Origin of the sequence: Dactylosporangium sp. CA-092794, assembly GCF_050948465.1 — a bacterium.
Lineage (GTDB): Bacteria > Actinomycetota > Actinomycetes > Mycobacteriales > Micromonosporaceae > Dactylosporangium.
The window spans coordinates 7,071,393-7,086,436 of record NZ_CP192044.1 but is presented as its reverse complement, the minus strand read 5'-3'; the positions used below and the strand labels follow the sequence as shown (position 1 = coordinate 7,086,436).

Below are 15,044 nucleotides of genomic sequence, written 5' to 3'. Positions count from 1 at the left end.
CGCGCGGGTTGCGCGGATAAGTCCCTCTGATCAGGTGGCGTAAGTCGATCTTCCTCTCCGCCTTCATAGCTTGATATCAATCTCCGGACACACCCCTCCAGCAACAGGAGTGCGAAGTGCGGAGATCCCGTCTCGTTACCCTCGCCCTGAGCGTGGTGGCCGGCTTAGGCACCACGCTCGCCCTCGCGGCGCCCGCCCACGCGTCCGCCTCCGACCGGTACATCGCTCTCGGTGACTCCTACGCGTCCGGTGTCGGCGCGGACAGCTACACCTCCGAGAGCGGTTCGTGCCAGCGCAGCAACAACGCCTACCCGGTGCTGTACAACGCCAACGTCCACCCCGCCTCGTACCGCTCGGTCGCCTGCTCCGGCGCGACCACCGCCGACGTCGTCAACAGCCAGCTGGCGGCGCTGTCCAGCAGTACCACCCTGGTCAGCGTCACCATCGGGGGCAACGACATCGGATTCTCCAGCATCATGACCACCTGCGTGCTGCTCGGCGAGTCCGACTGCGTCGCCGCCGTGCAGACGGCGGAGAACAAGGTACGCAACGAGCTGCCGGCCAAGCTCGCCGCCGTCTACAACGGCATCAGGTCCCGCTCGCCCTCGGCCCGGGTCGTGGTCGTCGGCTACCCGGTGTTCTACCAGCTCGGCACGGTCTGCATCGGGCTCAGCGCGAACTCCCGCGCGAAGCTCGACGAGGGCATCAACCTGCTCGACGACACCACGAAGACGGCCGCGACCGCGGCCGGGTTCAAGTTCGCCGACGTGCGCTCGATCTTCGTCGGGCACCAGCTGTGCAGCTACGGCGAGAAGTGGCTGCACGCGCTGAACATCCTCGACATCAGCGTCTCCTACCACCCCACCGCCGCCGGGCAGTCCGGCGGCTACTACCCGACCTTCCGTTCCGCCGCCGGTTGATCGGGCCGCGCGTCCGGGCCGATGTCCGCGCCCGGACGCGCCCCGGCCCCGAGGCCCTGCGAGGCGCCGCGGTGGCCGTTTGAGCTGCCCATTTCCCGACAGGCCCGGCCCGCCCCGGTCCGTGTTAGCACCGATGCCCGCACCCGTCGCGCCCGCCTACCTTGGCCGGGACCAGCAACGATGGGAGGAAATCGATGTTGCTTCCGATATGGCGGGGGACCGCCCGGGTGATCCACGACGCCCTGACCGACCGCAACGACGACGGCAAGGCCGGCTACTCGTCCGATACCACCTGGACCGCCGGCACGTGACCGGGGCCGCACGCTGCCCGGCCGGCTCAGCGGCCGGGCAGCGCCCGCCGGCGGGCCAGGATCGCGTCCAGGGTGGCGCAGGTGACCGCGCCGTAGGCCAGGTGCGGCACGGCGCCGCTCAGCCAGGACGAGGCCGGCCAGGTCCGCGGGTCGCTCACCCGCAGCGCCGCCATCGTGCCGTCGGTGACCGCCATCGCGGCGGCGCCGACCAGGACCGCGCCGGCGGCCGGCGGCACCCGGACGCCGAGCGCGCGCAGCGCGCCGACCGCGGCGCCGATGCCCACGCCGGTGGCGGCGCCGGACAGCGCGCCGAGGCCGCTCAGCCGGTTGTCGCGGGTCTCGCCCTCGCCGGGGACCGGGTGCCCGGCCTTGTCGGCGAGGCGTTCGACCGTCTCCTCGGGCGTGCTGGAGGCCGGCCGGCCGCGCCAGGTCATGTCGAGGTACGTCGCCGCGTTCAGCGCCGTCGTGCCCGCCGCGCCGGCGGCGGCACCGGCCAGGATGCCCCTGATCGCTTGCCACATGAGCACCCGCGGTACCCGCCGCGCCGCCGCCGAAACGCGAGTCGTGATCCGTATCGAACCATTTGCCGGTCCGCAGCCGTAGTGGCAGGTAGCGGGTGACGGCGGATCGGCGGTGGGGGACACAGGATGTCAGCTTCGCGTTTTGCGCAGGGCGTGGCGGTCGCGCGCGACAACGCGACCCCGGTCACCGCGGTCCCGGTCACCGCCGTGCCGGACCGCGACCCTGGGTGGTACGGCCCCGAGCACTGGGGCGGCTGGGACGGCGGGCCGGTGCCACCCCCGCGGCCACCGGAGTGGCACGGGCCGCCGGAGCCGCAGTGGTCGCCGATCCGCCGCGGCCGGCGATGGCTGGCCTGGGTCGCCGGCGGCGCCGCGGTGGTCGGCCTGGCCGGCGCGGCCAGCGTCGCCGGGGTGGTGCTGCTCGCCGGGGCGCGCGCCCAGCCGCCGGCCCCGCGGGCGACCGGCGGCGCCCAGCCGGGCGCGGCCGCGCCCGCCCGGCCCGGCGCGACCACGGACGAACCCACCGGCGCGGCGTCGGCCGGTGGGTCGGCGGCGCCGGCGGCGCCGCTGGACACCGCGGCCATCGTCCAGTCGGTGAACCGTAGCGTCGTCAACATCACCAGCGACCTGGGGCTGCGCAACTCCCGGGCGGCCGGCACGGGCGTGGTGCTGTCGGCGACCGGCCTGGTGCTGACCAACAACCACGTGATCGCGGGCGCCACGTCGATCAGCGGCGTCGCGGTGGCCAACGGCCGCACCTTCCAGGCGAGCGTCGTGGGCTACGACCGCTCCCACGACATCGCCGTGATCCAGCTGGCCGGGGCGGCGGGCCTGCCCCGGCTGAGCCTGGCCGACTCCTCCCGGGTCAAGGTCGGCGACCCGATTGTCGCGGTCGGCAACGCCGGCGGCGCGGGCGGTACCCCGGCCGCGGTGACCGGCCAGGTGACCGGCCTGAACCGCGTGGTCAACGCCCAGGACCCCGACGGCGGCGGCTCGCGGCGGCTCGAAGGGCTCATCGAGGTGGCCGCCGACATCCGGCCCGGCGACTCCGGCGGCCCGCTGGTCGACCGGACCGGCAAGCTCATCGGCATCAACACCGCCGCCCTCATCGACGAGCGGAACCAGAGCGCGGGCGGCACCGGCTTCGCGATCCCGAGCAACGCCGCGATCGGCATCGCCCAGCAGATCCAGGCCGGCGAGGCGTCCTCGACGATCCACATCGGCCCGACCGCGCTGCTCGGCGTGTCGACCGCGGACGCGCAAGGGGCGGGGGGCGGCGTGGCGGTGACCGGGGTGATCTCCGGCAGCCCGGCCGAGCGCGCCGGGCTGACCACCGGCGACGTGATCCGCTCGGTGGACGGCCAGGCCGTCGGCTCGGCGTCCGCGCTCACGACGGTGCTCGACACCCGCCACCCGGGCGACGTGGTCCGGCTGGCCGTGGTCGACCGCGCGGGGCGGCAGCGCATCGCGACGGTACGGCTGGCGACCGGCCCGGCCGGCTGACCGGGGTCAGCGGGGCTCGCGGGGCGGGGCGGCGGAGCCCCGCACGCGCAGCGCCGTGGTCCCGGTGGCCAGGCGCCGGTCGAGCACTGCGGCGAGGGGGCGTCCGGCACCCGGGCGTCGGCGGTTGGCCGCGGCTGTCGCTCGCCGATAAGGCGTCAATAAGGCGGTGCGGCCGGCGCGGATACGGCAATCACCTCATGCGCGGGCCGCCGCCTTAGGCGAACAGTTCAGAGGGAACGGTCGCCGCCGGCGGCCACCACCCGAAGGGCGGACTCCCTCATGGACGCGACCATGCGCTCGGTGCTGCGGCACAACCGGCTGCTGCGGCGGCTGCTGGCCGCCCTCGCCGTCTCCCAGATCGGCGACTGGCTCTACAACCTCGCCCTGGTGGCGTTCGTCTACGACCGGACCGGCTCGGTGCTGTGGGCCTCGGCCACCACCGCGGCCCGCGTGCTGCCCATGGTGCTGCTCAGCCCGTTCGGCGGGGTCCTGGCCGACCGGTACGACCGGCGCCGGCTGATGATCTGGTCCGACATCGCACGGGCCGGGCTCATGCTGCTGCTGGCCGCGGTCGTCGGCCTCGGCCTGCCGGTGCTGCTGGCGCCGGTGCTCGCGGCGCTGTCCACGGCGGCGGCCGCCGTCTACCCGGCGTCGGTGGCCGCGACGCTGCCCCGGCTGGTGCGCGGCGCGGAGCTCGCCGCGGCCAACTCCGCCCGCAGCGTCATCGACTCGGCGTCGGTCATCGCCGGCCCGGCCGCCGGCGCGGTGCTGCTCGTGCTCGGCTCGCCGGCCACGGCCTTCCTGGGCAACGCGCTGACCTTCGCCGCGTCGGCCGTGATCGTCGCCGCGCTGCCGGCCGGCGCGCTCTTCGCGCCCCCAGAGAAGACCACGAAGGCCGCGACGGTGCTGCACGAGCTGCGCGAGGGCGCGACCGCGCTGCGCCGCCAGCCGTTCGTGCTGCGCCTGGTCGGCGCCGACACCGTGGGCAGCCTGGTGTACGGCGCGCTGAGCGTGCTGCTGCTGCTCATCGCGCAGCGGCTCGGCGCCGGTGACGGCGGCTACGGCTACCTGCTGGCCGGCTACGGCGTCGGCGGCCTCGCCGGGGCCGCGATCGCCCCCCGGCTCGTCGCCGACCGGCCCCGATACGCGGTGTGCGCCGCGCTGCTGGCGGTGGCGGCGCCGTGCGCGCTGCTCGCGGTCGTCCCGTGGACGCTCGCCGCGGTGCTGCTGTCCGTGGTCGCCGGCGCCGGCGGGATCGTCGTGACGATCGCGGCCGACACGCTGCTGGCCCAGGCGCTCGACCCGGAGGTGCTGGGCCGCGCCTACGGCCTGGCGTTCCCGGTGAGCATCGGCGGGATCGTGGTCGGCTCGCTGCTGGCCGGGCCGCTGGTCGCGGCGGTGGGCCTGACCGGCGCGCTGCTGATCCTGGCGGTCCTCGTCGTCGCCTACGCCAAGTTCATGCACTGGCGTCCCCGCGCGGATCACCAGACCCTGGCGCGGACGCCGTCCTCCTCGATGGCGACGTTGTCGTAGACGATGCCGAGCAGGCGGCGCAGCTCGGACTTGTCGGCCTCGGACAGCCCGGCGGTGACCCGGGCCTCCGAGCGGCCGGCGAGCACGATCAGCTGATCGAGCACCTCCCGGCCGGTGTCCAGCAGCGTCACCAGCTTGACCCGGCGGTCGGCCGGGGACTCGCGCCGAGCGACATATCCGCGGCCGACCAGGTCGTCGAGCAGGCCCACGACCCGGCTGGCGGGAATGCCCAGGGCGTGGGCCAGCTGCTGTTGCGACCGGGCCTCGCCGGCCCGCAGCTCCCGCAGCACCGCGAAGTGCCGGGGGTGCAGCCCGGTCTCGGCCAGCGCCGCCACGAACGCCGAGGCGGCGGCGTGGCCGACCGAGGCGATCACGAAGCCGAGCGGCTCGTCCCGGCCGCTGCGGATCGGCGCTGGTGACCTCGGCATGGGCCCACCGTACCCCCTTGTGAAATCTTTCCAACAAATATAGTTTCAATCGGAACGATTTCTATTGGAAGGGTATGGCGATGACCGACACTGTGGAGGGCTTCCTCGACCGGGTCCGGCAGGCGTGGGACGCCGGGGACGCGCGGCGCTACGGCGAGCAGTTCGCCGAGGACGCGTCCTACGTGATCTTCCTGGGGGACGTGATGTTCGGCCGGGCCGAGATCACCGCGACGCACCACGACGTGTTCACGAAGTGGCAGCAGGGCACCCGCATGGTGGTGAAGCCGATCAACGTGCGGGCGGTCGACGACACCACGACCGTCGTGGTGACCGCCGGCGGGATCGGCACCGCGAGCCCGATCGCGTTCGACAAGTTCCAGACGTACACGCTGCGCAACCACGGCGACCGCTATGAGTGTGTCGCATTCCAGAACACCGAGATGAGCGGGCGGGCCAAGCGGATCTACAACCCGTAGTCCTTGTGCGGCGCCTTTACCTAGAACTACGATGCATTGTGCTTCTAGGGTCAATGGGAGGGGCCGCGTGAAGGTGACCAAGGATCTCGTCGCCGCCTCGGCGACGCCGATGGTGCTGGGCATCCTGGCCGAGGGGGAGAGCTACGGCTACGCCATCCTCCGGCGGATCAACGAGCTGTCCGGTGGGCAGCTGGACTGGACCGAGGGGCTGCTCTATCCGCTGCTGCACCGGCTGGAGCGGCTCGGCTACGTCGAGGCGAACTGGCAGGCGGTCGCCGGCGAGCGGCGCCGCAAGTACTACCGCATCACCGGCGACGGCATGGCCGAGCTCGCCGAGCAGCGCCGCCAGTGGGACACGGTCGTGGCGGCGCTGCGCCAGATCTGGGCCGGCCCCGGCGACTTCCGGCCGCTGACCGCGATCCCGGAGGGCGGGGTATGACCACGGCCGGCGAGCAGGACGAGCTGGAGGGCCAGTTCGAACAGTGGCGGCGCTACGTGCGCCGCCGGCGGGAGCTCGGTCCGTCCGACGCGGAGGAGCTCGAGGACCACCTGCGCGGCTCGGTCGACGAGCTGATCGGGGCCGGGCTGCGCGCCGACGAGGCGTTCCTGGTCGCGGTCAAGCGCATGGGCAGCCTCGACGACCTGTCCCGGGAGTTCGCCCGCGAGCACTCGGAGCGGCTCTGGAAGCAGCTGGTGCTCGACGGCGATACCGGTGGCCCGGCCACCGAGCGCCGCCGGTCCCGGCTCGACCTGGTCGTGATGGTCGCCTGCGCCGCCGGGGCGGCCGCCTCGATCAAGGCGCCCGAGCTGTTCGGGATGCGCCTGGACGACGACGTCGCGTTCTACGGCCGCAACGCCGGGCTCTTCGCGCTGCCCTGGCTGGCCGCCTTCCTGGCCTGGCGTCGCCGGGCCCGCCCGGCGCTGATCGGGGTGCTGGTGGCGCTGTTCGCGCTCGGCGCCGTGGCGGCCAACGTCTATCCGCTCGCGGAGGACTCCCAGTCGGTGGTGCTGACCGTGATCCACCTGCCGATCGCACTGTGGCTGGTGGTCGGCCTGGCCTACGTCGCCGACGACCTGCGCTCGTCGCGCCGGCGGATGGACTTCATCCGGTTCACCGGTGAGTGCTTCATCTACTTCACCCTGCTCGGCCTCGGCGGCGGCGTGCTGACCGGGTTCGTGGTCGGCACCTTCGCGGCGATCGGCGTCGACCCGGAGACCTTCGTCTCGCAGTGGCTGCTGCCCTGCGGCGCCGTGGCCGGGCTGGTCGTGGCCGGCTGGCTGGTCGAGGTCAAGCAGGGCGTGGTCGAGAACATCGCCCCCGTGCTCACCCGGCTCTTCACGCCACTGTTCACGGCGGTCCTGCTGGCCTTCCTCGTCGCCGTCGGCTGGACCGGCCACGGCATCAACGTCGAGCGGGAGGCGCTGATCCTGTTCGACCTGCTGCTCGTCGTGGTCCTCGGGCTGCTGCTGTACTCGCTGTCCGCCCGCGACCCGCTGGCCCCGCCCGGCCTGTTCGACCGGCTCCAGCTCGCCCTCGTGGTCAGCGCGCTGGTGATCGACGTGCTGGTGCTGGTGGAGATCACCGGCCGCATCACCGGCTACGGCACGACCCCCAACAAGGCGGCGGCGCTGGGCGAGAACGTCATCCTGCTGGTCAACCTCGCCTGGTCGGCCTGGCTGCTGCTGGGCCTGATCCGCCGGCGCGCCCGGTTCGCGGCCCTGGAGCGCTGGCAGACCGGCTACCTGCCGGTGTATGCGATCTGGGCCTGGATCGTGGTGTTCGTCTTCCCGCCCGCCTTCGGCTACCTCTGAGCGATCCGCGCTCACCCCGCCCGGGGTGAGCGCGGATGAGCACGAACCGGCAGAATCGGGTCGTGATCGTTCAGCACGCGACCGGCATCGACGCCGTCCTGGCCGAGGCCCGGCGGGGCGTCCGGAGGTACACCCCGCACGAGACCGCGGCCGCCGGCCGGCGCGGCGCCCTCATCGTCGACACCCGCACGGAGACCCAGCGCGCCGAGACCGGCGAACTGCCCGGCGCGCTGGTCATCGACCGCACCGTGCTGGAGTGGCGGCTCGATCCGGCCGGCGACGCGCGCATCCCCGAGGCCACCGGCTACGACGTCGAGATCGTCGTGGTGTGCCGTCAGGGCTACAGCTCCAGCCTGGCCGCGGAGAGCCTGCGCCGGATCGGCCTGCACCGCGCCACCGACCTGGCCGGCGGCGTCGAGGCCTGGCAGGCCGCCGGCCTGCCGCTGCACCGCGGCCCGGCCGACGTGCGCCGCTGACCCCGGCGGCCGGGGCCGAGCGCGGACACTTTGCCGGGCGGACATTGTCGGAACGGGCCCGTCGATCGGCCGGACCTCATGCTGGCTCGACCGATTGCCGCCCCCGTCCGGCGCTGCCTACCGTGAGCTCACGTGTCCGTCCGACCTGGGCCGCACTGCCGGTCGCGCCGCAGGTCCGCCCGCCTGGGAGGTCCCGTTGCGCGCCTGGCCGCCGGTCGTGGTGAGTGGGGTACACAGCGGGGTGAACCCGTCCCCGGGGCTCGGCGTGGCCCGCTCCGTGCGGGCCGCGTGGCCCGGCGCCGCGATCGAGGCGCTGGACTACTCGACCGAGTCGACCGGCGCCCACGCCGATCTGTTCGACGCGGTCCACATCATGCCGCGCTGGGAGCACGTCTCGCTGGAGGCACACGCCCGGGTGGTCGCCGGCCTGCTGGCCGCCCGCTCGGCGGTGCTCATCCCCGGGCTGGACCTCGAGGCCGAGGTGCTGGCCGGGGCGCGGCCGCGGCCCGCGGGGCTGCTCGCGCCCCCGGCCGAGGCCTTCGAGCACGTGCGCAAGCCGGCCGTCGCCGCCGCCCGCGGACTCGGGCTGGCCGTGCCGCCCTCCGTCGTCGTGGCGTCCCCGGCCGACGCGGAGCCGTTCGTGGCCGCCCACGGCTGGCGGGTGTGGGTGAAGGGCGGCCGCTACGAGGCGCTGCCCGTGTTCGGCCTCGCCGACCTGGTCGAGGCGATGGCCCGGATCAGGCGCACCTGGGGCGACCGGCGCACCCTCGTCCAGGCCCACGTCGAGGGCCCGGAGGAGTCGATCGCCTTCGCCGCGCTCGGCGGCGACCTGCTCGGCGCGTGCCACATGACCAAGACCCAGACCACGGCGGAGGGCAAGACCTGGGGCGGCCGCATCGGCGAGCTGTCCGGGGCCGACCGGGAGCGCCTGGCCGGCTTCGTCGCCCGGACCGCCTGGTCGGGCGGCGGCGAGATCGAGATGGTGCGCGAGGCCGGCACGGGCGAGCGCCACCTGGTCGACATCAACCCCCGGTTCCCCGCCTGGATCCACGGCGCCACGATCGCCGGGATCAACCTGCCGGCGGCGCTGGTCGCCGCCGCGACCGGCCGCCCGTGGCGGCCGTCCGTCCGGCCCGGCCCGGCCGAGTTCGTCCGGGTGGTGCAGGAGATCCCGGCGCGGTTCCCGGTCGGCGTCCCGGAGAGCTCCGACGGCCCGGTGCCCGGCGTGCCGTCGGTGGGCAAGGGTCACCCGTCCGGCATGCCGTCGCTGGCCCGGCGGCTGGCCGCCCCGCGCCCGGCCGAGGCCGGCGACCCCGGGCCGGTCCGCGACCCGCTCGGCGAGGGGCTCGGCGACCTCCTCGACGACGCCGGCCCCACGCCGGTGCGGATCTTCCTCGAGGAGCGGCTGCAGCGGCGGCTGCGGCTGGCCGCCGACGTCGCCGAGCGGGCCGGCCGCGCCGCCGGCGTGCCGATGCGGGTCGCCTACTCGGTGAAGACCAACCCCGACGACCGCGTGCTCAAGCTGGCCCGCGAGCACGGGCTGCTCGCCGAGTGCATCTCGCTGCCGGAGGCGCAGCGCTGTGTCGACAGCGGCTTCGGCAGCGCCGATCTCGTGCTGAACGGGCCCGGGAAGTGGTGGCACCGGGAGGCGCTGGCCGGCGGCCTCGGCGAGCGGCGGTTCTTCGCCGTCTTCGCCGACTCGCTCTACGACCTCGACGTCACCCGGACGCTGCTCGCGGACGGCTGGCTGGGCACCGGCACGCTCGGGCTGCGCCTGGCGCCGGTCGGCTTCCGCTCCCGGTTCGGCGTCGCCGCCGACCTGCCCGCCACCTATGCCGGTGCGGTGCGCCGGGTCCGCGACCTGGCCGGCGAGCACCGCTTCGGCGTGCACTTCCACCTGGCGCCCAGCCGCATCGGGCCGGACGCCTGGCTGCGCGAGTTCAAGGCGGTGGCGGCGCTCGCGGCGGGCGTGTCCGGGGCGGCCGGGGCCGGCGTGCGGGTCCTCGACCTCGGCGGCGGCTGGTCGCCCCGCCAGCTCGACGACGGTACCGCCGGGGCGGTGCTCACCGCGGCGGCGCGGCACGCGGCGGCGGCGTTCCCGGCGCTGGAGCAGCTGCTCATCGAGCCCGGCAAGTCGGTCGTGGAGCCGGCGATGGTCGTCGTCTCCTCGGTGCTCGACGTGCGGCGCTCCCGCGAGGAGACGGCCGTGGTGGTCGACGCGTCGATCGCCGAGCTGGCCGACGGCACCACCCAGCTCGCCCCGGTGCTGTGGCGGGCCCGCTCGGCCGGCGGCTGGCGCGAGCTGCCGCGCGGCGGCGACGCCGTCTGGGGCCGGCTGTGCATGGAGCACGACCGCCCGCGCGTCGGGCTGCGCGTCCCGCCCGGCCTCGCCCCCGGCGACCGGCTCGCGTTCCTCGGCGCCGGGGCCTACGACGCGAGCATGAGCTACCGGTTCGGAGCCTGAGCGATGACGTACACCCTGCCGGCGCAGCCGCCGTCGACGATCGCGGAGCACACCGGCTGCGAGGACTGCGCGACCTTCCACGACTGGCTGCTCGCCCGCGACCGCGCCGAGCGTGAGCTGCACCGCGGGCCGGGCCCGACCGAGGGGATCTCGTGGCCGCACCGGTACTTCCGGTGGGGCCCGATCGCCTGGCCGGTGCATTGGTGCGACCTGGCCGAGGCCCGCGACGTCGACTGCGGCGTGTTCGCCGACCTGACCTGGCACCTGCTGCGGGAGCGCGGCGTGCGCGCGGACCGCCTGCAGATCTGCGAGCGCGCCGCGGCCCAGGAGACGGCGCTGTGGCGCGAGACGTGGCTGGACAGCACCGGCTCCGCGGCCTGGATCCTCAGCGACGTCCTCGTCTACCACGAGGCGCTCGTCGTGCACCGCGACGGGGGACCGGCGTTCTTCGACCCGACCGAGCGCCGCCCGACCCTGCCCTCCGGGCTCGGGCTCAGCGGCGAGCCGGTGTGGATGCGGGTGTGGCCGGGCGACCCGGACGGCGCGCCGCCGCGCTGGAACGGCACGGCGCTCGCCCCGGCGGACTGGACCCGGGTCGCCGGGGACGGGCGATGAGGATCGCCCGGCGCGCCGCGCCCGAGCGGGTCCTGCTCGTCCACCCGGGCATCTACGCCGACCGCAACCCGCTGGTGTTCCCGCCGTGGGGCGCGCTCATGCTCGGCGCGGAGCTGCTCGGCCGCGGCCACGAGGTGGAGGTCCTCGACCTCAACGGCCAGGACGTCGCCGCCGCGGTCCCGGCGGCGCTGGGCCGGCACCGCCCGACCGTCGTCGGAATCACGTGCAAGCTCGGCCTCGGCGCGGCCCGCTTCCGCGCGGTCGTCGACGTGGTGCGCCGCGAGTCCCCGGACACGACGGTCGTCGCCGGCGGCCCGCTCGTCTCGTCGTTCCCGGACCCGGCCCACCCGCTGTGGGCCGGCCTCGACGCGGTGTTCTGGGGCGACGGGGAGACCGCGCTGGCCGACTGGCTGGCCACCGACGAGCGGCCGGGCGGCGTCCTCGGCCCGGCGGAGACGCCCGACCTGGACCGCATCGGGGTGCCGGCCTGGTGGGGGCCGCTGCGCGACTACGTCAAGCCGGCCGAGCTGTGGCCCAACATGACCGTCGACGCGATGCACGTCGCCTCGGCCCGGGGCTGCACGCGGCGGTGCACGTTCTGCTACCTCAACGCGCAGTACCCGGGCTCCCGGTTCCGTTACGTCTCCGCCGACCGCCTGATGGCCGACCTGCAGCGGCTGCACGACACGGCGGGCGCGTCCGGGTTCTACTTCGTCGACGACTGCTTCGTCGACCGGCCCGAGACGCGGGTTCGGCGCTTCTGCGACCTCAACATCGCCGAGGGGGCGCCGTTCGAGTACGGCTGCGACGTGCAGCTCACCGATCTGGAGAACCCCGCGCTGCTGCGGCGCATGCACGGCGCGGGCTTCCGGGCACTCTACGTGGGCATCGAGACCGCGTCGCCCGCTGTGCGCAAGTCGCTCGGCAAGGGCTCGGTCCGCACCGGCGTGCCGGACCTGGTCAGCCGCGCCCTCGACCTGGGGCTCGTGGTGCGGGCGTCGATCGGCATCGGCTGGCCGGGCGAGACCGCGCGGGACGTGGCGGCGACCCTGGAGATGATCGACCGCACCCCCGGGCTCGTCTTCGACGCCTACCGCTACCTGCCGCTGCCCAACACCCCGCTGGGCGAGCGCAGCGAGTGGACCGAACGCCGCGCCGCCGCCGGCCCGGGCCGGCTCGAGCACGCCTACGAGGACTACTCCGAGTACAACACCAACCACTCCGACATCCCGGCCGAGCAGTTCGACGCCCTCTGGCAGGAGCTGCTCGCCCGCGAGCGGCAGCGCCTCGAGATGTACTTCGCCCGGCCGTGACCGCGCGGGGGCGTCACTCGTCGAGCCAGCTGATGGTCGGCGGCTCCGGTTTCGGTCCGAGCGGCGCGAAGCGCACCCGCGACGGCGGTCCGGGCCGGGGCCGCGGGACCACAGGCGGTGGACCGGCGGGCGGGGGAGCGGTGTCCTGGGCGGCTTCGCTGTGCCACGGGACGGCGGTCTCGTACTCGAACCCGTCGACCGGCACCGCCTCCACCCGGATCGTCGTCACCGCGGGCGCCGGCGTGCGCAGCGGCCGGACCGAGAGCCGGCGCGCCTCATCCAGCCCGACGGACGGCGCCGGATCCGGCAGCGCCGGATCCGCGGGCGGCGCCGCGGGGCGCGGCGGCGGCTCCGGGCGCGGGTGTTGCGGCGCGGGCGGACGCCGGAAGACCCCGGCGGCGGTCTCCCGGGTGGCGAACTTGTCCGGCCCGGGCGCCGCCCGGGCGTTACCGGCCCACGGGGCGGCGTCCCGGTCGGCGTCCGCCGCGTTGTCCTTGCGTCGTTTCCATCGGGCCACGCGGGCACCTCCTCAGCGTCGCTCGGGCGTGAGGCGTGGCTGCCCTGGTGTACGCGGGAAACCGGCGCGGGGATCAATCCGCGGCGCGGGCGGCCTCCGGGTCGCGGCGGAGGCTCTTGCCGGTGGCGAGCAGCCCGTCGACGTGCGCGTCCCAGCGGCGGGCCAGGTCGGCGGCCAGGTCGGCGGGGATCACGTCGCCGGACTCGACGGCGGCCAGGTCCAGGTCGGGCAGGGCGAGCTCGTGGTCCATGTCGGCGGCCGACTCGATTTCGATCCGCACGCACATCGCCGGGCCGTCGTCGAGCTCCATCTCCCACAGGTCGGCGCAGTAGGCGGGGCCGAGGCCCGTCCGGCCGGGGTCGTCGTCCGCGGCGGCGGCGACCGCGACGGCGCGGGCCTGCACCTGGTTCTTGTGCTCGGGCCACACGAGGTAGAAGACGTCGCCGACCTCGACCGAGTCGTGCGCCACGTGCCAGCGGTCGGTCCAGGCGCCGCCCTCGGCGGCGTAGCCGAAGATGTCGGAGGCGTCGTAGTAGATGTCGTGGTCGTCGCGGAGCCACCGGATGGTCATGGTGTCCACAGTAGACAGCGGCCCTCCCGCGCGGGTGCGCGGAAGGGCCGGTTTGTCGGATTTCGGTCAGGCCGGCGCGGCGCCCAGCCGGGTCGCCGCGGCGTAGGCGTCGACGAGGCCCGTGCCCTTGTCGACCGAGGTGGTGTAGGGGCCGGCCGGCTCGTAGGCCGCGCCGTCGGTGAACTTGTGGGCGGTGGCCTTGAGCGCGTCCTCGACCTGGGCCGGGGTGGCGCCCGGGGCGACCTGGAACAGCTGGGTCACGATGCCCACCACGTGCGGGGTGGCCATCGAGGTACCGCTGATGGTGTTGAACGTGGCGACGTCCAGCGGTCCCGGGCCGTTGCGCGGGTCCAGGCCGGTGGAGCAGATCGGCAGGTACGGCCGGCAGGACGAGGTGATGTTCGATCCCGGCGCCGAGACGTCGGGGTAGGTCTGCGGCTGCCCGGCCGCCCCGCGGCTGGAGAAGTCCGACACGGTGCCGTCGCGGGTGCCGGTGCCCTGGTCGTCGTACGAGGCGACCATGACGATCCCCGGGGTCGGGTCCTGGCCCGGCGGGTTGGTCGCCGTGTTGTCCGGGCCGTCGTTGCCGGCCGCCCAGACGGTGACCACGCCCTCGGCGGCCAGCGCCCGCTGGAACTTCGTGGTGGCCGAGTCCGGGTCGAACGCCCCGCCGCCGCCGGGACCGTAGGAGTTGTTGCTGACCCGGATCGGCGGGCAGCCCGCGCACGGGTTCAGGTGGTGCTCGAGCACCCAGTTCAGCGCGCTGTCCGCGCCGAAGATGGACAGGCCCGCGCCGACCGACAGGCTGATCAGCGTGGCGCCGGGGGCGGCGCCGTGCAGGTGGGTGCCGTCGGTGAGGGTGGTGTCCCGGCCGGCGACGATCCCGGCCACGTGCGTGCCGTGCCCACCGGCGGAGAGCGTGTCGGTGTCGTTGACCGCGGTCAGGTCCGCGAAGCACTGGTCGTTGGGCAGCGGCAGCGGCAGGCCCAGGTCGGTGAGCGGGCCGCAGACGTTCTTCAGGTTGAGCTTCACCGCGCTGGTACCGTCGGCGTCACGCAGGAACGGGTGGGTGCCGTCCACGCCGGTGTCGATGATCGCCGCCGACACGCCGCGGCCGTCGACCGGCCGGCCCTGCCCGTCGCGCAGCTCGGCGCGGGCCTGCTCGCCGCGGGTGGCGACGTTGGAGGTCGACAGGTCCAGCCGCAGCGGCTGGTCGCCCTCGACGTAGGTGACGCCGCCGTGCGCGCGGACGGCGCCGATCTGCCCGGCGGTGCCGCGGGCCACCGCGACGCCGATCTTGTTCCAGGTCGTGACGAGCGTGAGGCCGGCGTCGGCGACCGCCTGCCGGGCCGCGCCGATGCTCGTGCCGTGCACGAACACCGGGATCGGCGCGGGCGCCGGCGCGGTGGCCAGCGTCGTGGCCAACGCGCCGGAGACGGGTGCGAGGGGGTTGCCGGCCTGCGCCGGGGCGACCGGCGCGACGAGCGCGACGGCCAGGGCGCCGCCGAGCAGTAGGGGAATGGTTCGAGGCATGTTCGGCCTCCTCCGGGGGAGCTGGTGTTACCGCTGTCTATGTGCGATATC

General features: G+C 74.9%; 15 protein-coding genes. 10 read left to right on the top strand and 5 right to left on the bottom strand.

The window, feature by feature from the left end; genetic code table 11:
- Positions 1-116 precede the first annotated feature (116 nt).
- The gene (locus tag ACQPXD_RS30260) at positions 117-920 is read left to right on the top strand and encodes an SGNH/GDSL hydrolase family protein (RefSeq protein ID WP_432824717.1); all 804 of its coding nucleotides are present in this window, start codon (positions 117-119) and stop codon (positions 918-920) included.
- Positions 921-1,257: 337 nt separating this feature from the next.
- On the opposite strand, the gene ACQPXD_RS30255 is transcribed toward ACQPXD_RS30260, so the two are convergent.
- Positions 1,258-1,752 (bottom strand): hypothetical protein, encoded by a 495-nt coding sequence (locus tag ACQPXD_RS30255; protein ID WP_432844012.1) that lies wholly within the window; start codon positions 1,750-1,752, stop codon positions 1,258-1,260.
- A gap of 126 nt (positions 1,753-1,878) precedes the next feature.
- Between ACQPXD_RS30255 and ACQPXD_RS30250 the strand changes: the two genes are divergently transcribed.
- Positions 1,879-3,255, top strand: coding sequence for a S1C family serine protease (locus ACQPXD_RS30250; protein ID WP_432824716.1), 1,377 nt, complete (start codon positions 1,879-1,881; stop codon positions 3,253-3,255).
- A 279-nt stretch (positions 3,256-3,534) separates the two neighbouring features.
- Positions 3,535-4,788, top strand: coding sequence for an MFS transporter (locus ACQPXD_RS30245; protein WP_432824715.1), 1,254 nt, complete (start codon positions 3,535-3,537; stop codon positions 4,786-4,788).
- Here ACQPXD_RS30245 and ACQPXD_RS30240 read toward each other — a convergent pair.
- Positions 4,737-5,216: a MarR family winged helix-turn-helix transcriptional regulator gene (locus ACQPXD_RS30240; protein WP_432824714.1), complete on the bottom strand. Its 480-nt coding sequence runs from the start codon at positions 5,214-5,216 to the stop codon at positions 4,737-4,739. The two genes, ACQPXD_RS30245 and ACQPXD_RS30240, sit on opposite strands and share 52 nt — an antisense overlap.
- Positions 5,217-5,296: 80 nt before the next feature.
- On the opposite strand from ACQPXD_RS30240, the gene ACQPXD_RS30235 reads away from it, so the two are divergent.
- From ACQPXD_RS30235 to ACQPXD_RS30205, 7 genes are all read left to right on the top strand, one after another.
- The gene (locus ACQPXD_RS30235; protein ID WP_432824713.1) at positions 5,297-5,692 is read left to right on the top strand and encodes an SgcJ/EcaC family oxidoreductase; all 396 of its coding nucleotides are present in this window, start codon (positions 5,297-5,299) and stop codon (positions 5,690-5,692) included.
- A gap of 67 nt (positions 5,693-5,759) precedes the next feature.
- Entirely contained in the window at positions 5,760-6,131 is a 372-nt protein-coding gene (locus ACQPXD_RS30230; protein WP_432824712.1) for a PadR family transcriptional regulator, read from the top strand.
- Positions 6,128-7,504 carry a permease prefix domain 1-containing protein gene (locus ACQPXD_RS30225; RefSeq protein ID WP_432824711.1) on the top strand — a complete coding sequence of 459 codons (1,377 nt, stop codon included), beginning with the start codon at positions 6,128-6,130 and terminating at the stop codon, positions 7,502-7,504. Before ACQPXD_RS30230 ends, ACQPXD_RS30225 begins: the two co-directional genes overlap by 4 nt.
- A 62-nt stretch (positions 7,505-7,566) precedes the next feature.
- Positions 7,567-7,980 (top strand): rhodanese-like domain-containing protein, encoded by a 414-nt coding sequence (locus tag ACQPXD_RS30220; protein ID WP_432824710.1) that lies wholly within the window; start codon positions 7,567-7,569, stop codon positions 7,978-7,980.
- Between the two features lie 196 nt (positions 7,981-8,176).
- Positions 8,177-10,444: a hypothetical protein gene (locus tag ACQPXD_RS30215; protein ID WP_432824709.1), complete on the top strand. Its 2,268-nt coding sequence runs from the start codon at positions 8,177-8,179 to the stop codon at positions 10,442-10,444.
- Between the two features lie 3 nt (positions 10,445-10,447).
- Complete coding sequence (locus ACQPXD_RS30210; protein WP_432824708.1) at positions 10,448-11,059, top strand: hypothetical protein; 612 nt, start codon at positions 10,448-10,450, stop codon at positions 11,057-11,059.
- Positions 11,056-12,372, top strand: a complete 1,317-nt coding sequence (locus ACQPXD_RS30205; RefSeq protein WP_432824707.1) for a B12-binding domain-containing radical SAM protein — start codon at positions 11,056-11,058, stop codon at positions 12,370-12,372. Before ACQPXD_RS30210 ends, ACQPXD_RS30205 begins: the two co-directional genes overlap by 4 nt.
- 13 nt (positions 12,373-12,385) lie before the next feature.
- On the opposite strand, the gene ACQPXD_RS30200 is transcribed toward ACQPXD_RS30205, so the two are convergent.
- The 3 genes from ACQPXD_RS30200 to ACQPXD_RS30190 form a co-directional block, all read right to left on the bottom strand.
- A complete protein-coding gene (locus tag ACQPXD_RS30200) occupies positions 12,386-12,889 on the bottom strand; it encodes a hypothetical protein (RefSeq protein ID WP_432824706.1) in 504 nt (167 codons plus the stop codon).
- A gap of 73 nt (positions 12,890-12,962) precedes the next feature.
- Entirely contained in the window at positions 12,963-13,460 is a 498-nt protein-coding gene (locus ACQPXD_RS30195) for a hypothetical protein (protein ID WP_432824705.1), read from the bottom strand.
- Positions 13,461-13,526: 66 nt separating this feature from the next.
- Positions 13,527-14,993, bottom strand: coding sequence for a S8 family serine peptidase (locus tag ACQPXD_RS30190; protein WP_432824704.1), 1,467 nt, complete (start codon positions 14,991-14,993; stop codon positions 13,527-13,529).
- Positions 14,994-15,044 lie beyond the last annotated feature (51 nt).

Excerpts from the sequence above, each read along its gene's own strand:
- ACQPXD_RS30255 (WP_432844012.1), bottom strand. The coding sequence starts at position 1,752 with ATGTGGCAAGCGATCAGGGGCATCCTGGCCGGTGCCGCCGCCGGCGCG.
- ACQPXD_RS30250 (WP_432824716.1), top strand. The coding sequence starts at position 1,879 with ATGTCAGCTTCGCGTTTTGCGCAGGGCGTGGCGGTCGCGCGCGACAAC.
- ACQPXD_RS30245 (WP_432824715.1), top strand. The coding sequence starts at position 3,535 with ATGGACGCGACCATGCGCTCGGTGCTGCGGCACAACCGGCTGCTGCGG.
- ACQPXD_RS30240 (WP_432824714.1), bottom strand. The coding sequence starts at position 5,216 with ATGCCGAGGTCACCAGCGCCGATCCGCAGCGGCCGGGACGAGCCGCTC.
- ACQPXD_RS30235 (WP_432824713.1), top strand. The coding sequence starts at position 5,297 with ATGACCGACACTGTGGAGGGCTTCCTCGACCGGGTCCGGCAGGCGTGG.
- ACQPXD_RS30225 (WP_432824711.1), top strand. The coding sequence starts at position 6,128 with ATGACCACGGCCGGCGAGCAGGACGAGCTGGAGGGCCAGTTCGAACAG.
- ACQPXD_RS30210 (WP_432824708.1), top strand. The coding sequence starts at position 10,448 with ATGACGTACACCCTGCCGGCGCAGCCGCCGTCGACGATCGCGGAGCAC.
- ACQPXD_RS30205 (WP_432824707.1), top strand. The coding sequence starts at position 11,056 with ATGAGGATCGCCCGGCGCGCCGCGCCCGAGCGGGTCCTGCTCGTCCAC.
- ACQPXD_RS30195 (WP_432824705.1), bottom strand. The coding sequence starts at position 13,460 with ATGACCATCCGGTGGCTCCGCGACGACCACGACATCTACTACGACGCC.
- ACQPXD_RS30190 (WP_432824704.1), bottom strand. The coding sequence starts at position 14,993 with ATGCCTCGAACCATTCCCCTACTGCTCGGCGGCGCCCTGGCCGTCGCG.